Here is a 16,683-nt window from a genome sequence, read left to right as displayed (position 1 = left end):
GTCGCGCTTAAAAAACGGCTAAAACCGGAGCCCTTCCGCGCAAAGCCGGCATCAAAACCGTTTACGCGCCAGCCGGTAGCGCCTCCAGATCGCCCAGGCTTTGCGGCCTAACCGCGCGGCCCACTTCGACGCCGTCGCGCAGCAGAATGAAGCTGGGCCAAAGCTTGACGCCGTACACGCGCCCCAGCCGCCTGCCCTTGCCGTCCTCCACCGCCAGATGGCGCAGCCGCGGATGCGCGGACAGATATTGCGCCAGCAGCGGCTGCGCGCCCTGGCAATGCGGGCACCAGTCCACGCCGAACTCCAGCAGCGTCAGCCCCGGCAGCGCCGCCACCTCCTCCGGGGAAGGGTTATCGACCAGATAGTGCGTCATGGCCTGCTCCAATGAAAAAACACCCGCTCGCGGCGGGTGTCTTGAACGATGCGGATCAAACGGCCAACTGGCCGCCCAGCTTCAGCTTGCCGACCAGCCAGGTGTGATCGTAGCTGACGATCTCATACGGATTGCCGAACGGATCGACGAAGGACAGCGCGCAGAAGAAACGGTGATCATGCACCGAATCGCGGGCGATGGTCTGACCTTCGCGGTTGGTAACGCGCTCCACCGCCAGGCGGTCTATCCACTCCAGAAAATCCTGCCCGCCCACCACGAAGGCCACCGCCCCCTGCGCGTCGGAAGGCGCGGCGTCCGCGTCTTCGCTGATGGCCAGCCGCACATTGCCGCTGGCGTTGGCCAACATGGCGTTGTTGTGCGCGCCGTCGGTCTTGTAGCGCGCGTCCGGAGCCAGGCCCAGCACGCGCTGGTACCATTTCAGGGCGACGGCCACGTCCTTGACGCGGATATGAATGTGATCGATCTTGCCTAAGCTCAGCATGCCTGCCTCTTGTATGCGGTGTGTCTGGCGCCGGCCTCGGCCGGCGCATCGTTTGAGTCTATCAGCCCTGGTCCCGCGCCAGCAGCGGCGCCAGATAACGGCCGGTGTGGCTGGCCGGATGGGCCGCCACCTGTTCCGGCGTGCCGCTGGCGATGATCTGGCCGCCGCCGGCGCCGCCTTCCGGCCCCAGATCGATCAGCCAGTCCGCGGTTTTCACCACGTCCAGATTGTGCTCGATCACCACCACGGTGTTGCCGCTCTCGCGCAGGCGGTGCAGCACCTGCAGCAAGAGGTCTATGTCGTGGAAGTGCAGGCCGGTGGTCGGTTCGTCCAGAATATACAGCGTTCGGCCGGTGTCGCGCTTGGAGAGTTCCAGGCCCAGCTTCACCCGCTGCGCCTCGCCGCCGGACAGCGTGGTGGCGCTCTGGCCCAGGCGGATGTAGCCCAGACCCACGTCCATCAAGGTTTTGAGCTTGCGCGCCACCGGCGGCACCACGGCGAAGAACTCCAGCGCCTGCTCCACCGTCATCTCCAGCACTTCCTGGATGCTCTTGCCCTTGTACTGCACTTCCAGCGTCTCGCGGTTGTAGCGCTTGCCGTGGCAGACGTCGCAGGGCACGTAGATGTCCGGCAGGAAGTGCATCTCCACCTTGATCACGCCGTCGCCCTGGCAGGCCTCGCAGCGGCCGCCCTTGACGTTGAACGAGAAGCGGCCCGGGCCGTAGCCGCGCTCGCGCGCCAGCGGCACGCCGGAGAACAGCTCGCGTATCGGCGTGAACAGGCCGGTGTAGGTGGCCGGGTTGGACCGCGGCGTGCGGCCGATCGGGCTCTGGTCGACGTTGATCACCTTGTCCAGCTGGTCCAGCCCCTTGATCTCGCGATACGGGGACGGCTCCTCGCTGGCGCCGTTCAGATCGCGCGCGGCGATCTTGTACAGCGTGTCGTTGATCAGCGTGGACTTGCCGGAGCCGGACACGCCGGTGATGCACACCAGGCCGCCCAGCGGCAGGTTCAGCGTCACGTCCTTCAGGTTGTTGCCGGTGGCGCCGATCAGCTGCAGCATGCGCTCTTCGCCCAGCTCGCGGCGGCCCCCCGGCAGCGCGATCTTGCGGCGGCCGGACAGGAAGGCGCCGGTGACCGAGTTCTCGCTAGCGGCCACGTCGGCCGGCGTGCCGGCGACCAGCACTTCGCCGCCGTGCTCGCCAGCGCCGGGGCCCATGTCCACCAGGTAGTCAGCCTCGCGGATCGCATCTTCGTCATGCTCGACCACGATCACGCTGTTGCCTAGGTCGCGCAGGCGCTTCAGCGTGCCCAGCAGGCGGTCGTTGTCGCGCTGGTGCAGGCCGATGGACGGCTCGTCCAGCACATACATCACGCCGGTCAGGCCGGAGCCGATCTGGCTGGCCAGCCGGATGCGCTGCGCCTCGCCGCCGGACAGGGTGTCGGCGGAGCGGGACAGGTTCAGGTAATCCAGGCCCACATTGTTGAGGAAGGACACCCGCTCGCGGATTTCCTTGACGATCTTCTCCGCCACCGCCTGCTTCTGGCCGGTGAATTCCAATCCCTCGAAGAAGTCCGCCGTTTCCTTCAGCGGCAGTTGATTGATTTCATGCAGCGTGCGCGTGCCGATGAACACGTGGCGCGCCTCCAGCCGCAGCCGGGAGCCGCTGCAATGCGGGCAGGCCTGGTTGTTCTGGTACTTGGCCAGCTCCTCGCGCACCGCCATGGAGTCGGTTTCGCGGTAGCGGCGCTCCAGATTGGGAATGATGCCCTCGAACGGATGGGCGCGGCTGAACTTGGTGCCCTTCTCCGACATATAGCTGAATTCTATGCTGTCGCGGCCGGAGCCGTGCAGCACCACGTGCTTGACCTTCTCCGGCAAGTCGTCGAAAGCCAGGTCATTGACCGAGAAACCATAGTGCTCGCCCAGCGCCAGCAGCATCTGGTAGTAGAACTGGTTGCGCTTGTCCCAGCCCTTGATCGCGCCGGAAGCGAGGGAAAGCTCCGGGTGCGCGACCACGCGCTTGGGGTCGAAGAAGGTGATCTCGCCCAGGCCGTCGCACTTGGGGCAGGCGCCCATCGGGTTGTTGAACGAGAACAGCCGCGGCTCCAGCTCCGGCAGGCTGTAGCTGCATACCGGGCAGGCGAACTTGGCGGAGAACCAGTGCTCCTTGCCGCTATCCATTTCCACGGCGATGGCGCGGCCCTCGGCGTGGCGCAGCGCGGTCTCGAAGCTCTCGGCCAGCCGCTGCTGCATGTCCGCGCGCACTTTCAAGCGGTCTATCACCACCTCGACGGTATGCTTCTTGTTCTTGTCCAGCTTGGGCACCGCGTCCAGCTCGTACACCTCGCCGTCCACCCGCACGCGGACGAAGCCCTGCGCGCGCAGGTCGTCGAACAGGTCCAGGTTTTCGCCCTTGCGGCCGACGATGACCGGCGCCAGGATCATCATCCGCGTATCTTCCGGCAGCGCCAGCACATGGTCCACCATCTGGCTGACGGTCTGGCTGGACAGCGGCACGTTGTGCTCCGGGCAATGCGGGTCGCCGACGCGGGCGAACAGCAGGCGCAGGTAGTCGTGGATTTCGGTGACAGTGCCGACAGTGGAGCGCGGGTTATGGCTGGTGGCCTTCTGCTCGATGGAAATGGCAGGCGACAGGCCCTCGATCAGGTCCACGTCCGGCTTTTCCATCAATTGCAGGAACTGCCGCGCGTAGGCCGACAGGCTTTCCACGTAGCGGCGCTGCCCCTCTGCGTACAGGGTGTCGAAGGCCAGCGAGGACTTGCCGGAGCCGGACAGGCCGGTAATCACGATCAACTGGTTGCGCGGCAAATCCAGGTTGACGTTCTTCAGATTGTGGGTGCGGGCGCCACGGATTCGGATGCTGTCCATAAGAAGCTGTTACTCACCGTCGGTCAGGGAACCTGTTAATATACCCGACTTGGCCGGGACGGCTCCACTCGTCCGTGCAAAGACCGTACCGACGCGTCATCCAATTGCCCGTCGAGCCGTTAAATCCAGACACGCACAAACAAAACACTCACCGCATGAATGCAACAGAATTGCGGGCCAGCCTGGGGCTGGCCGGTATCTACGCCCTGCGCATGCTGGGCATGTTCCTGATCCTGCCCGTGTTCGCGATCTACGCCAAAACCCTGCAAGGCGCCGACAACCACACGCTGATCGGCATCGCGCTGGGCAGCTACGGCCTGACCCAGGCCATCCTGCAGCTGCCGCTGGGCATGCTGTCCGACCGCATCGGCCGCAAGAAGGTGATTTACGGCGGCCTGCTGTTGTTCGCCATCGGCAGCTTCGTCGCCGCCGGCGCGCACGACATCGCCACCCTGACCATAGGCCGCGTGATCCAGGGCTCCGGCGCCATCTCCGCCGCCATCACCGCGCTGCTGGCCGACCTCACCCGTGAAGAAAACCGCACCAAGGCGATGGCGATGATAGGCATGTCCATCGGCACCACCTTCGCCGCCAGCCTGGTGCTGGGGCCCATCCTGGCCAAATACATCGGCGTCAACGGCATCTTCGCTCTCACCGGCCTGCTGTCGCTGGCCGCGCTGGTGGGCGTATGGCTGATCATCCCGGACCCGGCGCAATCCCGCTTCCACTCCGACACCGAGGCCAACGCCAAACGGCTCCCGGCGGTGCTGAAAGACGGCCAGCTACTGCGCCTCAATTACGGCATCTTCGCGCTGCATGCGGCGCAGATGGCCATGTTCGTCACCGTGCCCTTCGCGCTGATCAAAACCGCCCATCTGGACAAATCCCAGCACTGGCAGGTGTATCTGCCGGTGACGGTGATCGGCTTCCTCCTGATGGTGCCGGCCATCATCTACGGCGAGAAGAAAGCCAGGCTGAAACCGGTTTTCATCGGCGCCATCGCGCTGATGACCGCCGCCCAGTTGGGCATGGCGCTGGCGCTGGACAGCTTCTGGCAGATCGTCACCTGGCTGTCGCTGTACTTCATCGCCTTCAACATCCTAGAAGCCACCCTGCCCTCGCTGATCTCCAAGATCGCCCCAGCCGACGCCAAGGGCACCGCCATCGGCGTCTACAACACCTCACAGTCGTTCGGCCTGTTCCTGGGCGCGGCCGCAGGCGGCTGGCTGTACAGCCATTACGGCCCGGCCGGCGTGTTCGGCTTCACCACCCTGCTGATGCTGTCGTGGCTGGTCTGGTCGCTGGGCATGCAGCCGCCCAAGGCGGTGCGCTCGGTGATGCTGCATATCGGCGAATCGTGGCAGGGCGACGCCGAGGCGCTGTCGCGCGAGCTGGCCGGCGTGGCCGGCGTGCACGAAGCCGCCGTGGTGCTGGCCGACCGCGTGGCCTATCTCAAGGTTTCGCAGCGCCAATGGGACGAAGCCGAAGTGCGCCGGCTGATAGACGCCACGTTCTGAGCCGGCGACGCCGGACGCGACAAGGGCGGCCCCGCAGGGAGCCGCCCTTTTGCTTTGCCGCGCGCCGGCGCTTACTTCTGCTGCGCCGGTTCGGCCACGAAGATCTCCACGCGGCGGTTCATCGCGCGGCCGGACACGGTGCCGTTGTCCGCCACCGGCTCGCGCGAGCCGCGGCCGTCCACGCCGATGCGGTTGATGTCCACGCCGCGCGACGCGATGTAGCTTTGCGTCGCCTTGGCGCGGTTGACCGACAGCGGGTTGTTGATCGCGTCGCTGCCGGTGTTGTCGGTGTGGCCGATGATGTTGACCGTGGTCACCGGATTCTGCTGCAGCGTGGACGCCAGCTTGTCCAGCACCGGCTTCAGGCTGGGACGCAAGGCGTAGCTGTTGGTGGCGAACGAAGCGTCGCTGGGGATGTTGATCTTCAGCCGGTTGTCGGCAGTCTGGCTCACGCCGATGCCGGTGCCCTTGGTGGCCTGCTCCATCGCTTCCTTCTGCTTCTGCATGTGTTGTGACCACAGATAGCCGCCGCCCGCGCCCAGCAAGCCGCCAATCGCCGCGCCAGTAGCCGCGCTGCGGCCGCCGTGGCCGCCCGCGGTCAACGCGCCGATCGCCGCGCCCACCGTGGCGCCGATCGCCGCGCCGCCGCCCACGCCCTTCTGCGTGTCGCTCATGTTGGCGCAGCCGGAAAGGCCCGCCACGCTGGCGGCAACCAACATCGATATCATCGCGTTCTTCATGATGCGTCCATCCTTTTCATGCAAATCTCGAACAGACCGCCGCAACCCGCGGTGGTTCCCTGTCCCTGGCGAAAACTCCGGCCCAGGCGGACATTTCAGCTTGCACCTTATATCGACCAAAGAAAAGGCGAGAGCCGTGTATAATACCGCCCAATCATCAGGCCTGCCCTTGCCCCGCCGCCGCCGCATGCGCGGCGGCTGGACTTTGGACACGCGCGCAGCCAGCGAACCCGCCTTCACGGTATGATGGCTGTCGGCGACGCCGTCCCGCCCCGGACCGCCGCCGCAAGGGCGCGCCAGACGCGCCGCCAGGGCCGCGCGGCGCAGGCCGAGCAGTTTGAACTTATCCGGAGAATTGAATGAACAGCATCACCTTTGACGGCCGCCTGGCCGCCGACGCCGAACTGCGCTACACCCCGAGCGGCGAACCCGTCCTGTCGTTCCGCGTGGCCAGCGACATCGGCTTCGGCGAGCGCAAGAGCACCAACTGGTTCAGCTGCCAGGTATGGGGCAAGCGCGGTGAATCGCTGAAGAACTACCTGGCCAAAGGCCAACAAGTGACCGTGTACGGCCAACTGACCCTGCGCGAATGGCAGGACAAGGACGGCAACAAGCGCGTCTCCCCGGACGTGCGCGTCAACGAGCTGAGCCTGCAAGGCGGCCGCAGCGAAATGGGCGCCTCGTCCGGCGGCGGCATGGGTGGCGGCATGGACGACGGTTACGGCTACAGCGCCCCGGCCCCGCGCCAGGAAGCCCCTGCCGCCCCGCGCCGCCAGGAGCCGAAAGCCGCTCCGCGCATGGACGATATGGACGACGACATTCCGTTCTGATCCACGGTATTGTCTTGCACAGACAAAAGCCCGCGTCTCTTAATGAGCGCGGGCTTTTTCATTGCTGGCGGACTGGCTTAACAGCGATTCTAGCTGATCACTGGATGACCTCTAGAGCAATAGACACACCCTGATGGGTCACTGTGGCCGTTCTTCGGCCTTTGCGGTCGTTGGCGTGGTGGACTCAGAGAGTCTGCTCAGATACCAAAACCGGACTTTCACCCATCTGTTGGGCAAATGTCCGGTTTTATCTTTTGCCAACGGCCGGAATCGACCCTGAGCTGGCGTTCCTAATATCGATGGCCCAATGGCCGCTTTCAGAGTAGAGCGGTCTCGTCTCACCATTTTTGACCGACAACACGTCGGCCAAAGCAGAAGCCAGCCAATTCGATAAAAAACTACTATCGGTCAGGTAGCGGCCATTCTCAATTATTGTCTTTGAAAGCGAAGTCTACTCAATGGTCAGAAAATAATTTATTTTCCATTGAACCACAGAATTGTCTGCCAAAGACCCACACATATAGTAAGGAACGTCGCAAATAGTCCTACCGTTTTCGCTGCACGGCTTTCAAAGAGCTTGTCCAGTGCTACACCATATCCTTTTGATACAGTATTCAGCTTGCCATTGACCAGCTTGCGCATCGCGGAACTAAAGAACCCAATTTTCGAAAGTGTAGAATTATGCATACGCAAAAATTCTTTGTTCGAAAAGGCCTCAGCCTCCTCTTTCCCTTCGAGAAAATCTCGGTGCCTACCGCCATTTCTCTCCATTAGTGACAGCATTTTCGGATGCCTAGCATAGTCCGCCCCATAACGGTCAGCTATCAGGTCATTCAAATTCAATCTTTGCTCCACAGCGATGACACATGCGTCCTTTCCGCCCAGCACGCGATAGCGATGCTCCAAATGCTCGAATCCAAAGGTAAGATTTCGCATGTTCCAGTGTACCCAGTATTTATCGCGGCGGTCTCGGATAAACTTGTAGAACTGGCTCAATAATTCAAATTCAACTTCGTCAAATCTTTGAAGCACTTCATCACGTGGAATTTTCAACTCTGCCGCAATCGAATGTGTCGAAAAGCTAACTGATTGGCCTGTGGCATAGTGGTTTATAGCAATAGAAGTTATACGAGGTGACAGTGCTTCATTTTCATCATTAAGATTTTGGCATGAGTAATGAACAAGAAAGAAATTTTCTGGCTTTGATTTAACTGATTTTATAAATTGACGGCTGTCAGCAATGCTCACTGTGAACTCCAAAAAATTTCAAAAAAAATTAAAGTGCACTCTCATGCGGGGCAAGTACTGAGATAAAACGTAAAATATTATACTTCTATCAAAGAGCGAAAGTACGGCAAACTTCAGCTTCGGGACGGAGGCCGCCGTTTAGTAGTCGGCTACGGACGCCTGCTTCAGCCGAGTTGCCCGAGTAGGTTGTTCGGCAGGACTCCTCGTAAAGCCGCCATCCAAATGGTAGCTTTACAAACCCTAGGAATGACTGCTGCTGGCCGGGAGCAGTCTAAAGCTAGTGGCTGCAGGCAACCTAAATCGGCTGTTACTGACCTGTAGACGCGGACGTTCAGGAACCTAAAAGGAAAAGGACACTGTGTAGTGCTTTATCGCGCAGCATCCAGCGACAGGAGGGAGTGGCCTAATGCATCGGGAAACGGCTCAAATCGCCTCAAACTGAAGCCCTGATTCGCAAACATCGATACGCCACTCAAGAAAGCCCACCCGGGGCTCGCAAAGTAAGCGAATTATTTTTTCTCCATCCATGTCAGAAACGTTTTCAACTAGAACCACATCGCCTTTACATGGCCCACGCTCGTTCAGCCAATCGGCACAAACAATCTTGGACTGATCTATTGCGATTACTTGGAGAGTCATGCCGATAGAAAGATTTGTCATGAAAAATCGCTAACAGTTTTTACACCGACACTGAGGCCCATATAACAGATGGAGTGGCTGTTTTCGGGTACAGGCCAGAAGGGCGGCTTCTGGCCGATTGTACGCGTACAACATGACAGCAGAAACGGCCATTTGCAAAAATATGCACGACCGCTGACGTTGGTCAGAGGCTTTGTTGCATAAATAGGCTTCGGCATGCAGAGCCCCCTTTCCCCAGACGGATTTATGGCATGCGCACCGTCATCGGCGTCCCGAGCCGCGTGAAGCGGTTCAAGATCGCCGCTCGCACTTGGAGCTCTGCGACTTGACGGTCGAAGTCCCTTGCCATCACCCGCTCGCCCAGCCGCTTGAAACAGCGCATCTTGGTTTCCACTAGGCTGCGGCGATGGTAACCGCTCCATTTCCTCCAGATCGCTCGCCCCAGGAGCCGGGTAGCACGCAGTATCTCGTTTCGGACATGGGCGCCCAACCGATTTTCCTTCCACGGCTTGGCATTCTTTCGGGTAGGAATCAACGCCTCGGCTTTTCGCTTGGCAATCGCTTCATGGCAGCCTTTGGTGTCATAGGCACCATCGCCACCTACTGCAGCAATCCTTTCCCCCGCGGGAATCTGGTCCAGCAACTCCGGCAACATTGGCGCATCGCCCACCGTATTGTCGGTCACTTCAATCGCCCGGATTTCCAGCGTCTGCGCATCAATGCCCAAGTGCACCTTGCACCACTGACGGCGGTACTCCGCGCCGTGTTTCTTCATTTTCCATTCGCCTTCACCCAGCATCTTGATGCCGGTGCTGTCGATCAACAGGTGCAGCCCGGTCGTGCTTGGATGGCAAGAAATGGCCACCTGCAAATGCTTTTGCCGTCGGCACACGGTGCTGTAGTCCGGCGTCAGCCAGTCCATCCCCTCCAGTTTGAGCAGGCTTTGCACCATACCCACGGCCTGTCGGAGCGCAAGATTGAACAGGCATTTGATCGTCAGGCAGAACTGAATGGCGGCATCGCTGAAGGTCGGTGTCCGTCCACGTTTGCCGTGCGCAGAAGCATGCCAACGCATGTCACGGTCCAACCAGATCATCAGCGACCCACGCGCCTTGAGCGCAGCATTGTAGGTCTTCCAGTTAGTGGTCTTGTACTTGGGCGGGGCGGGCTTACTCATGCCGTCATTCTACCCCGCCTACAGGGAGGGTGATTTGTGCAACAAAGCCGCTGAAAACTATGAAAATGCACTGCTCAAAGCAGTCGGGCTTATTCGCTCAGAAGGTTACGAATTCAAAACAGTCTTCAACAGCAAGGTTAATCAGCATGACCCAAAAAAATGGTGGGAAGAGCACGTCCTGGCAACAAAATGGTGTCAATATGCAGAGCATTTTCCCTCGCAGGCTGCAATGGAAGCCATAGTAGCCACCGGTGGTGTGTTCAAAGCCCCTGTGCTCGGGTGGAAAAATAAGAAACCCCAATAAAGTTCCACTAAAGCTTACCGACAGTCATTGAACGAACCGTTCATAGCATAATGACTGCTCTGGGTCGATTCCGGCCGTTGCCGAAATATAAAACCGGACATTTCCCCGTAGATAGGTGAATGTCCGGTTTTGGTATCTGAGCAGACTCAGCGAACCGACCGCGCGAACGACCGTAAAGGCCGATAAGCAGCCAATCTGACTCGATTAGTTGCAGCGACATCCCCCCTCCTACGCCAAACCAACGCTCCAAATAAAAAAGAAGCCAGCCCCCAATCAAGAGAGCCGGCTCAGAGGAGTACGCCAGGGAAATATTGTTTTAAACCGTCGCGCTCAGCGGACCACTGTCTCCACCGCCCAGGCGTTGTTTTTCACCGTGGACAGCGTGACCGGCGCTTTCAACAGATTGCCATTAGGCGCGAAGGCGAAGTCGGCGGTGACGCCGCTGTAGCGGATGGCGGCCAGCTTGGGCAGGTATTTGGCCGGCTCCACCGATCCCGCCTGCTTCATGGCCGTGGCCACCAGCATCACGCCGTCGTAGAACTGCGGCCCCAGCAGCACCACGTCTTGATGGAAGCGTGCTTTATAGCGGCGCTCGAACTCTTTGCCTGCCGGACGGGCGTTCAGCACGCCGCCGGCCACCGCCGAGTAATGGCCGGCCGCATCCGCGCCGGCCAGCTGGATGAAGGTGGGGGTGTTGAGCATGTCCCCGCCCATCAGCTTGGCCTTGAGGCCCAGCCGTTTCATCTGCTTGACCATGGGCGCGGCCTGGGCGTCGGCGCCGCCGTAAAACACCACGTCCGGATTGACGGCCTTCAGCGAGGTGAGGATGGCGGTGAAGTCGGTGGCTTTGTCGGTGGTGAATTCGCGGCGGGTCACCTTGCCGCCATTGGCCGCCACCGCTTTGACGAATTCGTCGGCGATGCCCTGGCCGTAGGCGGTGCGGTCGTCGATGGCGACGATGGTCTTGGCCTTCATCGTCTTGACGGCGAACTGCCCCAGCGCGCCGCCTATCTGGCTGTCGCTGCCCACCAGACGGAAGGTGGTTTTGTAGCCTTGCTGGGTGTAGGCCGGATTGGTGGCCACTGACAATTGCGGGATGCCGGCTTCGAAGTAAATGCGCGAGGCGGGGATGGACACACCGGAGTTGAAATGGCCGATGACAGCCTTCACCCCGGCGTCCACCAGCCGCTGCGCCGCCTGGGTGCCGATGCGCGGATCGGCCTGGTCGTCCTCGGACACCAGCTCGAACTGGATCTTCTGCCCGCCCACCACCAGGCCCTTGGCGTTGACATCGTCCACCGCCATCTTGGCGGCGTTTTCATTGTCCTTGCCATAGTGGGCCTGCGGGCCGGACATCGGCGAGGCGAAGCCTATCTTGACCACGGTATCGGCATGGGCCGCCGCCATGGCGAACGGCGCCATCATGCCGCCCAATGCCACCACCCAGTTCACTTCCGCAAACAGTTTGTTCCAAGCCATGAAATGTCTCCTTTATTGCTGCATTGACCAGGGCAAGCCACCCGGCCCGCCCTGCTACCGCTCCCCCGCCGCGGCCGGTCTCTGCCAGCCTGAGGCGGGGTCAAAAACGAGATAGCCGATACGGCCGCATATCCAGCGCCGGAGGCCGCCCCTGCAACATGTCGCGCAGCAGCGCGCCGGTGGTGGCCGCCAGGGTCAGGCCCAGATGGCCGTGGCCGGTGGCGAACCACAACCCCGGCTGCGGCGCCGGGCCGATGATGGGCAGGGTGTCCGGCAGCGACGGGCGGTTGCCCATCCACACCGTCATGTCTTCGGTTGAGAAATCGCCGACGATGCGCCTGGCCTTGTCCAGCAGGATGTGGGCGCGGCGCCAGTCCGGCGGCGCGTCTCGATGCGCCAGCTCCACCGTGCCGGCCAGGCGCAGGCCGCCGTTGACCATCGGCAGGATGACGAAGCTCTCGCTGGCGCACTGGATGAAGTGGCGCAGCGCCACGCCGGCCTTGGGCAGGTTGACGTGGTAGCCGCGCTCGCTTTCCAGCGGCACGCGGTATTGATGTTGTTTGACGAAGCGGTCGCTCCACACGCCGCAGGCGATCACAACCGCGTCGGCGCGCAGGCGGCCGCCGGCCGTTTCCACGCCGGCCACGCGGCCGGCTTCCGTCGCCGTGGCCAGCGCCTCGTCCCGCACAAAGCGGCCGCCCTCGCGAACAAAGGCGTCGAACAGGCCGCGGCTGAAGACATAGGGGTCGTCCACGTGGGACCACGCCGGCACCTTGACCGCATAGCGCCATTCCTCGCCCACAACGCCCTCTTCTCCCACCAGCGCCTCTCGGTCCAGCGCCTGCCATCGCACGCCATGGCGGCGCTTGGCCTCCCAAGCCGGCGCGGCGGCGTCGAACTCCTCCCGGCTGCGATACAGCGTCAGGTTGCCGTGCCGCCGCCACAGATGGCCGAGGCCGGCCCGCGCTATCAGCGCGGCGTAGTCGTCGTTGACCCGCCCCAGCAGCGCGGCCAGCGCCTGCGTCAGCTCGGCCACGCGGCGCGGCCGGCTGGCGGCCAGAAAGCGCAGCAGCCAGGGCGCCAGCGTGGGCAGGTAGCGCCAGCGCAGGGCCAGCGGCCCCAGCGGGTCCAGCATCCAGCCGGGCACCTTGCGCAGCACGCCGGGCTCGGCCAGCGGAATCACGTCGCTGACGGCGAAAGCGCCGGCATTGCCGTAGCTGGTTTCCATCGCCGGCTCGCCGCGGTCCAGCAGCGTCACCTCGAAACCGGCCAGGCGCAGCTGCAAGGCGGCGGCGATGCCGACCACGCCGGCGCCCACCACGATGACAGCCGCGCCGGGCGCAAGAGCGGGCGCCATGGCTCAGCCCTCCCGCCCGCCGTCCAGCAGGCGGCGTAGCGCCAGCGGATTGGCGTGTTTCAATGCCTGCGGCAGCAGCGCGTCCGGCAAGTCCTGGTAGCACACCGGCCGCAGGAAGCGCTGGATAGCCGCGGTACCCACCGAGGTGGCCCGCGCGTCCGAGGTGGCCGGGTACGGCCCGCCATGCACCATGGCGTCGCACACATCCACGCCGGTGGGCCAGCCGTTGACCAGAATGCGGCCGGCCTTGCGCTCCAGCGTGGGCAGCAACGCGTGGGCCAGGTCCAGATCGCCGTCGTCCAGCTGCAACGTGGCGGTGAGCTGGCCTTCCAGTTGCTCGGCAAGTTGGCGGAATTCACCCGCGTCCCGGCATCGCACGATCAGGGCGGCCGCGCCGAACACCTCGGCCCGCAACACCGGATTGGCCAGGTAATCCCGCGCGTCGGCCAGCCACAGCTGGGCCTGGCACTGGTTCGGCCCGGTGGCTGGCAAGCCGGCGGCCACCAGGCGAGCATGGCCGGACAGCGCGTCCACACCGGCCTGGTAAGCGCGGAAGATGCCGGGCGTCAGCATGGTCTGCGCCGGGCTCTGCCGCAGCAGCGCGGACGCGGCGGCGATGAAACCGTCCAGCGCCGGGCCCTGCTCGGCGATGATCAAGCCGGGATTGGTGCAGAACTGCCCCGCGCCCAGCGTCAGCGAGCCGATGAAGCCCTGCGCCAGCGCCTCACCGCGCGCCCGCAGCGCAGCCGGCAGCAGAAACACCGGATTGGTGGAGCTCATTTCCGCGAACACCGGAATTGGCTCCGGCCGGCTTTGCGCCAGCCGGCACAAGGCCAGGCCGCCGCCGCGCGAGCCGGTGAAGCCCACCGCCTTGATGCGCGGATCGGCCACCAGCGCCTGCCCCGCTTCGCGGCCGTCGCCGAACAGCAGCGCGAACACGCCGGCCGGCAGCCCGCATTTCTCCGCCGCCCGTGCGATGGCCCGCCCCGCCAGCTCGCTGACGCCGGGATGAGCGCTGTGGGCCTTGACGATGACCGGGCAGCCGGCCGCCAGCGCGGAAGCGGTGTCGCCGCCGGCCACCGAGAAGGCCAGGGGGAAATTGCTGGCGCCGAACACCGCCACCGGCCCCAATGCCACCTGGCGCTGGCGCAGATCGGCGCGCGGCAGCGGCTGGCGCTGCGGCATGGCCGGGTCTACCCGCGCGTCCAGCCACTCACCGGCCCGCAGCGTGCGGGCGAACAGCCGCAGCTGGCCGCAGGTGCGGCCGCGCTCCCCTTGCAAGCGGGCGCGCGGCAGGCCAGTTTCGGCCATGGCGCGTTCTATCAGCGCATCACCCAACGCTTCCAACTCGTCGGCGATGGTTTCGAGAAAGCGCGCCCGCGTTTCCAGCGCGGTTTCGCGGTAGGCGTCAAACGCCTCCCAGGCCAAGGCGCAGGCCTGCTCCACCTGTTCGCGGTCCGCGCCGGGGTAGCCCGGCTCCAGCGGCTGATCGGTGGACGGGTCTATCGCCCGTATCCTCTCGCGGCGGCCGGCAACAGCCTGCCCGCCGATAAGCATCATGCCTGTCAGATTCATCATGTTTCCTGTGTGATTAAGCGTCAGGCGACGTTCTGCTCGGCCGACCAGTGGCGGTACCACTCGCGGAACAACGCGTACTGGGTTTCGGCATAGCGGCGCTGGGCGGCGCTCAGCGTGTCGCTCTCGTTGAAATGCAGCGCGTATTCCTTGTCGCCGTTCAGCACCATCAGGTGCTTGTAATACAGCACCAGGTCGCAGCCCTCGTCGAAGGAGGACAACACGGCCAGCGCCGATTCCAGCTCGCCGGCTCGGCGGCGGGCAACCGCGTCGCCTCTGGCCGCGGCCTTGCCCAGCGCCACCAGATGCAGCACTTCGCGCGGCAGCGCGTTGCCGATGCCGGTGATGGCGCCGGTGGCGTTGCAATTGACGAAGCCGTGCACCACCTGGGTGTCCACCCCCACCATCAGCGTGACTTCGTCATCCTGGGAAGTGATATGCTCGGCGGCGTAGCGCAGGTCGGCGGCGCCGCCGAACTCCTTGAAGCCGATCAGATTGGGATAGGCGCGGCGCAGCTCGAAGAACAGGTCGGCGCGGGTGGCGAAGCCGTAGTAGGGGCTGTTGTAGATCACCGCCGGCAGCTTGGGCGCGGCGGCCAGAATGGCCGAGAAATGCGCCTTTTGCGCGGCCGGCGACGCGCCGCGCGACAACACGCGCGGGATCACCATCAAGCCATGCGCCCCCACCCTGGCGGCGTGGGCGGCGTGGGAAACCGCCTCGCGGGTGTTGACGGCGCCGGTGCCCACGATGGTCGGCACCCCGGCGGCCGCCAGCCGCGCCACGCCCTCCTGACGCTGGGCCTCGCTCAGCAGCGGCCAGTCGCCCATCGAGCCGCAGTACACCACCGCGCTCATGCCCAAGGAAACCAGTTCCTTGCCCTTGGCCACCAGCGCGTCGAAATCCGGCTGGCGATCGGCGGTGCACGGGGTCATCAGGGCCGGGATGCAGCCGGTGAAAATGTTATCGCTCATAGTTTTGCTCCTTGCGGCATTCATTCAGGTGGTAAAGGTAACGAGAGGCGCGGGCTCAGATGCCCCACGCGAAGGGGTCTTGCTCGTCGATCAGCAATGTGGCGCGCGCCGTGATGTGGGCGCGGCCGGTGATGTAGGGGCGGATGAAGTCGCCTTCCCGCTGGTAATGGCCGATGAAGCGGCTGCCGGTGATGCCGGCCTGCACCCACTCTTCGCCTTCGGCCAGCTTGCCGTCGGCGGCCAGGCAGGCCAGCTTGGCGCTGGTGCCGGTGCCGCAGGGGGAGCGGTCGTAGGCCTTGCCGGGGCACATGACGAAGTTGCGACTGTCGGCGTGTTCGTCGTCGGCGAACAACTCCACATGATCGATGCGCGCGCCGTCGGCGCCGGTGACGCCCTGCGCTGCCAGCGCCTGCTGCACGGCCCAGGTAAAAGCGCTCAGCGCCTCGACATTGTCCAAGCGCACGCTCAGGCCATGCTCGGCCACCAGGAAAAACCAGTTGCCGCCCCAGGCAATGTCGCCGATCACCATTCCATGGCCGGGCACCTCCACCGCCGCCTGCCGGCGGTAGCGGTAAGCCGGCACATTGCGCAAGGTCACCGAGCCGTCTTCATGCAAGACGGCGCCGACCGTCCCCACCGGGGTGTCGATCTTGTGCGGGCCGGGCCTTATCCAGCCCAGATAATGCAAGGAAGCGATCAGGCCTATGGTGCCGTGGCCGCACATGCCGATGTAGCCCGTGTTGTTGAAGAAGATCACGCCGCAGACGGCGTCGGGCGAAACCGGCTCGCAATACAGCGCGCCCACCAGCACATCATTGCCGCGCGGCTCCAGCAGGCAGGCGCGGCGCCATGGGTCATGCCGCTCTCGCAGCGCGTCGCGCTTGTCCGCCATGCTGCCGCCCGGCAGCGCGGGGAAGCCGCTCAACACCAGCCGGGTGGGTTCGCCCCCGGTGTGGGAGTCGATGATCTCTATCTGTTTCATTCGCTTGTCCATGCAGAAAACCCGTCCAGTCCCCGGCCGCCCGCGCCGTTGTCTCGCAGCGCGTTGATTCCATTGCCTCTCCGCGCCGCATCCCTG

The 16,683-nt window shown here is 63.6% G+C and carries 15 protein-coding genes; 3 read left to right on the top strand and 12 right to left on the bottom strand.

Annotation, left to right across the window (positions count from 1 at the left end; all coding sequences use genetic code 11):
* Nucleotides 1–61: 61 nt before the first annotated feature.
* The 3 genes from DK842_RS16595 to uvrA all read right to left on the bottom strand — a co-directional run bounded on the left by DK842_RS16595 (nucleotide 62) and on the right by uvrA (nucleotide 3,768).
* Nucleotides 62–373, bottom strand: a complete 312-nt coding sequence (locus DK842_RS16595; protein WP_114062451.1) for a thioredoxin family protein — start codon at nucleotides 371–373, stop codon at nucleotides 62–64.
* 55 nt (nucleotides 374–428) lie between these two features.
* The gene (locus tag DK842_RS16590) at nucleotides 429–875 is read right to left on the bottom strand and encodes a VOC family protein (protein WP_114062450.1); all 447 of its coding nucleotides are present in this window, start codon (nucleotides 873–875) and stop codon (nucleotides 429–431) included.
* A 61-nt stretch (nucleotides 876–936) separates the two neighbouring features.
* Complete coding sequence (uvrA, locus tag DK842_RS16585; protein ID WP_114062449.1) at nucleotides 937–3,768, bottom strand: excinuclease ABC subunit UvrA; 2,832 nt, start codon at nucleotides 3,766–3,768, stop codon at nucleotides 937–939.
* Nucleotides 3,769–3,923: 155 nt separating this feature from the next.
* Between uvrA and DK842_RS16580 the strand changes: the two genes are divergently transcribed.
* On the top strand, nucleotides 3,924–5,285 hold the full coding sequence (locus DK842_RS16580) for an MFS transporter (protein ID WP_114062448.1): 1,362 nt from the start codon (nucleotides 3,924–3,926) through the stop codon (nucleotides 5,283–5,285).
* 71 nt (nucleotides 5,286–5,356) lie between these two features.
* Here the strand turns inward: DK842_RS16580 and DK842_RS16575 are convergent, their stop codons facing one another.
* Nucleotides 5,357–6,025, bottom strand: coding sequence for an OmpA family protein (locus DK842_RS16575; protein WP_114062447.1), 669 nt, complete (start codon nucleotides 6,023–6,025; stop codon nucleotides 5,357–5,359).
* A gap of 359 nt (nucleotides 6,026–6,384) precedes the next feature.
* On the opposite strand from DK842_RS16575, the gene DK842_RS16570 reads away from it, so the two are divergent.
* Nucleotides 6,385–6,855, top strand: a complete 471-nt coding sequence (locus DK842_RS16570; protein ID WP_021475777.1) for a single-stranded DNA-binding protein — start codon at nucleotides 6,385–6,387, stop codon at nucleotides 6,853–6,855.
* A gap of 474 nt (nucleotides 6,856–7,329) precedes the next feature.
* Here DK842_RS16570 and DK842_RS16565 read toward each other — a convergent pair whose 3' ends face one another.
* The 3 genes from DK842_RS16565 to DK842_RS16560 form a co-directional block, all read right to left on the bottom strand.
* The gene (locus DK842_RS16565) at nucleotides 7,330–8,103 is read right to left on the bottom strand and encodes a hypothetical protein (protein ID WP_114063771.1); all 774 of its coding nucleotides are present in this window, start codon (nucleotides 8,101–8,103) and stop codon (nucleotides 7,330–7,332) included.
* 423 nt (nucleotides 8,104–8,526) lie between these two features.
* Nucleotides 8,527–8,763 carry a hypothetical protein gene (locus tag DK842_RS23070; RefSeq protein WP_145964060.1) on the bottom strand — a complete coding sequence of 79 codons (237 nt, stop codon included), beginning with the start codon at nucleotides 8,761–8,763 and terminating at the stop codon, nucleotides 8,527–8,529.
* Between the two features lie 223 nt (nucleotides 8,764–8,986).
* Nucleotides 8,987–9,919: an IS5 family transposase gene (locus DK842_RS16560; RefSeq protein WP_114062446.1), complete on the bottom strand. Its 933-nt coding sequence runs from the start codon at nucleotides 9,917–9,919 to the stop codon at nucleotides 8,987–8,989.
* Between the two features lie 34 nt (nucleotides 9,920–9,953).
* Here DK842_RS16560 and DK842_RS23065 point away from each other — a divergent pair, with 34 nt between their 5' ends.
* Nucleotides 9,954–10,223 (top strand): hypothetical protein, encoded by a 270-nt coding sequence (locus DK842_RS23065; RefSeq protein ID WP_145964059.1) that lies wholly within the window; start codon nucleotides 9,954–9,956, stop codon nucleotides 10,221–10,223.
* A 330-nt stretch (nucleotides 10,224–10,553) separates the two neighbouring features.
* Here the strand turns inward: DK842_RS23065 and DK842_RS16555 are convergent, their stop codons facing one another.
* The 5 genes from DK842_RS16555 to DK842_RS16535 all read right to left on the bottom strand — a co-directional run bounded on the left by DK842_RS16555 (nucleotide 10,554) and on the right by DK842_RS16535 (nucleotide 16,587).
* Nucleotides 10,554–11,702 (bottom strand): branched-chain amino acid ABC transporter substrate-binding protein, encoded by a 1,149-nt coding sequence (locus DK842_RS16555; protein WP_114062445.1) that lies wholly within the window; start codon nucleotides 11,700–11,702, stop codon nucleotides 10,554–10,556.
* Nucleotides 11,703–11,802: 100 nt separating this feature from the next.
* Nucleotides 11,803–13,059 (bottom strand): NAD(P)/FAD-dependent oxidoreductase, encoded by a 1,257-nt coding sequence (locus tag DK842_RS16550; protein ID WP_114062444.1) that lies wholly within the window; start codon nucleotides 13,057–13,059, stop codon nucleotides 11,803–11,805.
* A gap of 3 nt (nucleotides 13,060–13,062) precedes the next feature.
* Nucleotides 13,063–14,634 carry an aldehyde dehydrogenase (NADP(+)) gene (locus DK842_RS16545; RefSeq protein WP_114062443.1) on the bottom strand — a complete coding sequence of 524 codons (1,572 nt, stop codon included), beginning with the start codon at nucleotides 14,632–14,634 and terminating at the stop codon, nucleotides 13,063–13,065.
* A gap of 23 nt (nucleotides 14,635–14,657) precedes the next feature.
* Nucleotides 14,658–15,605, bottom strand: coding sequence for a dihydrodipicolinate synthase family protein (locus DK842_RS16540; RefSeq protein WP_114062442.1), 948 nt, complete (start codon nucleotides 15,603–15,605; stop codon nucleotides 14,658–14,660).
* Between the two features lie 55 nt (nucleotides 15,606–15,660).
* The gene (locus tag DK842_RS16535) at nucleotides 15,661–16,587 is read right to left on the bottom strand and encodes a 4-hydroxyproline epimerase (RefSeq protein ID WP_114062441.1); all 927 of its coding nucleotides are present in this window, start codon (nucleotides 16,585–16,587) and stop codon (nucleotides 15,661–15,663) included.
* Nucleotides 16,588–16,683: the final 96 nt, after the last annotated feature.

It is taken from the genome of Chromobacterium phragmitis, assembly GCF_003325475.1.
In the GTDB taxonomy this organism is placed as follows: Bacteria; Pseudomonadota; Gammaproteobacteria; order Burkholderiales; family Chromobacteriaceae; genus Chromobacterium; species Chromobacterium phragmitis.
This window is presented reverse-complemented; position numbering and strand designations above follow the sequence as displayed.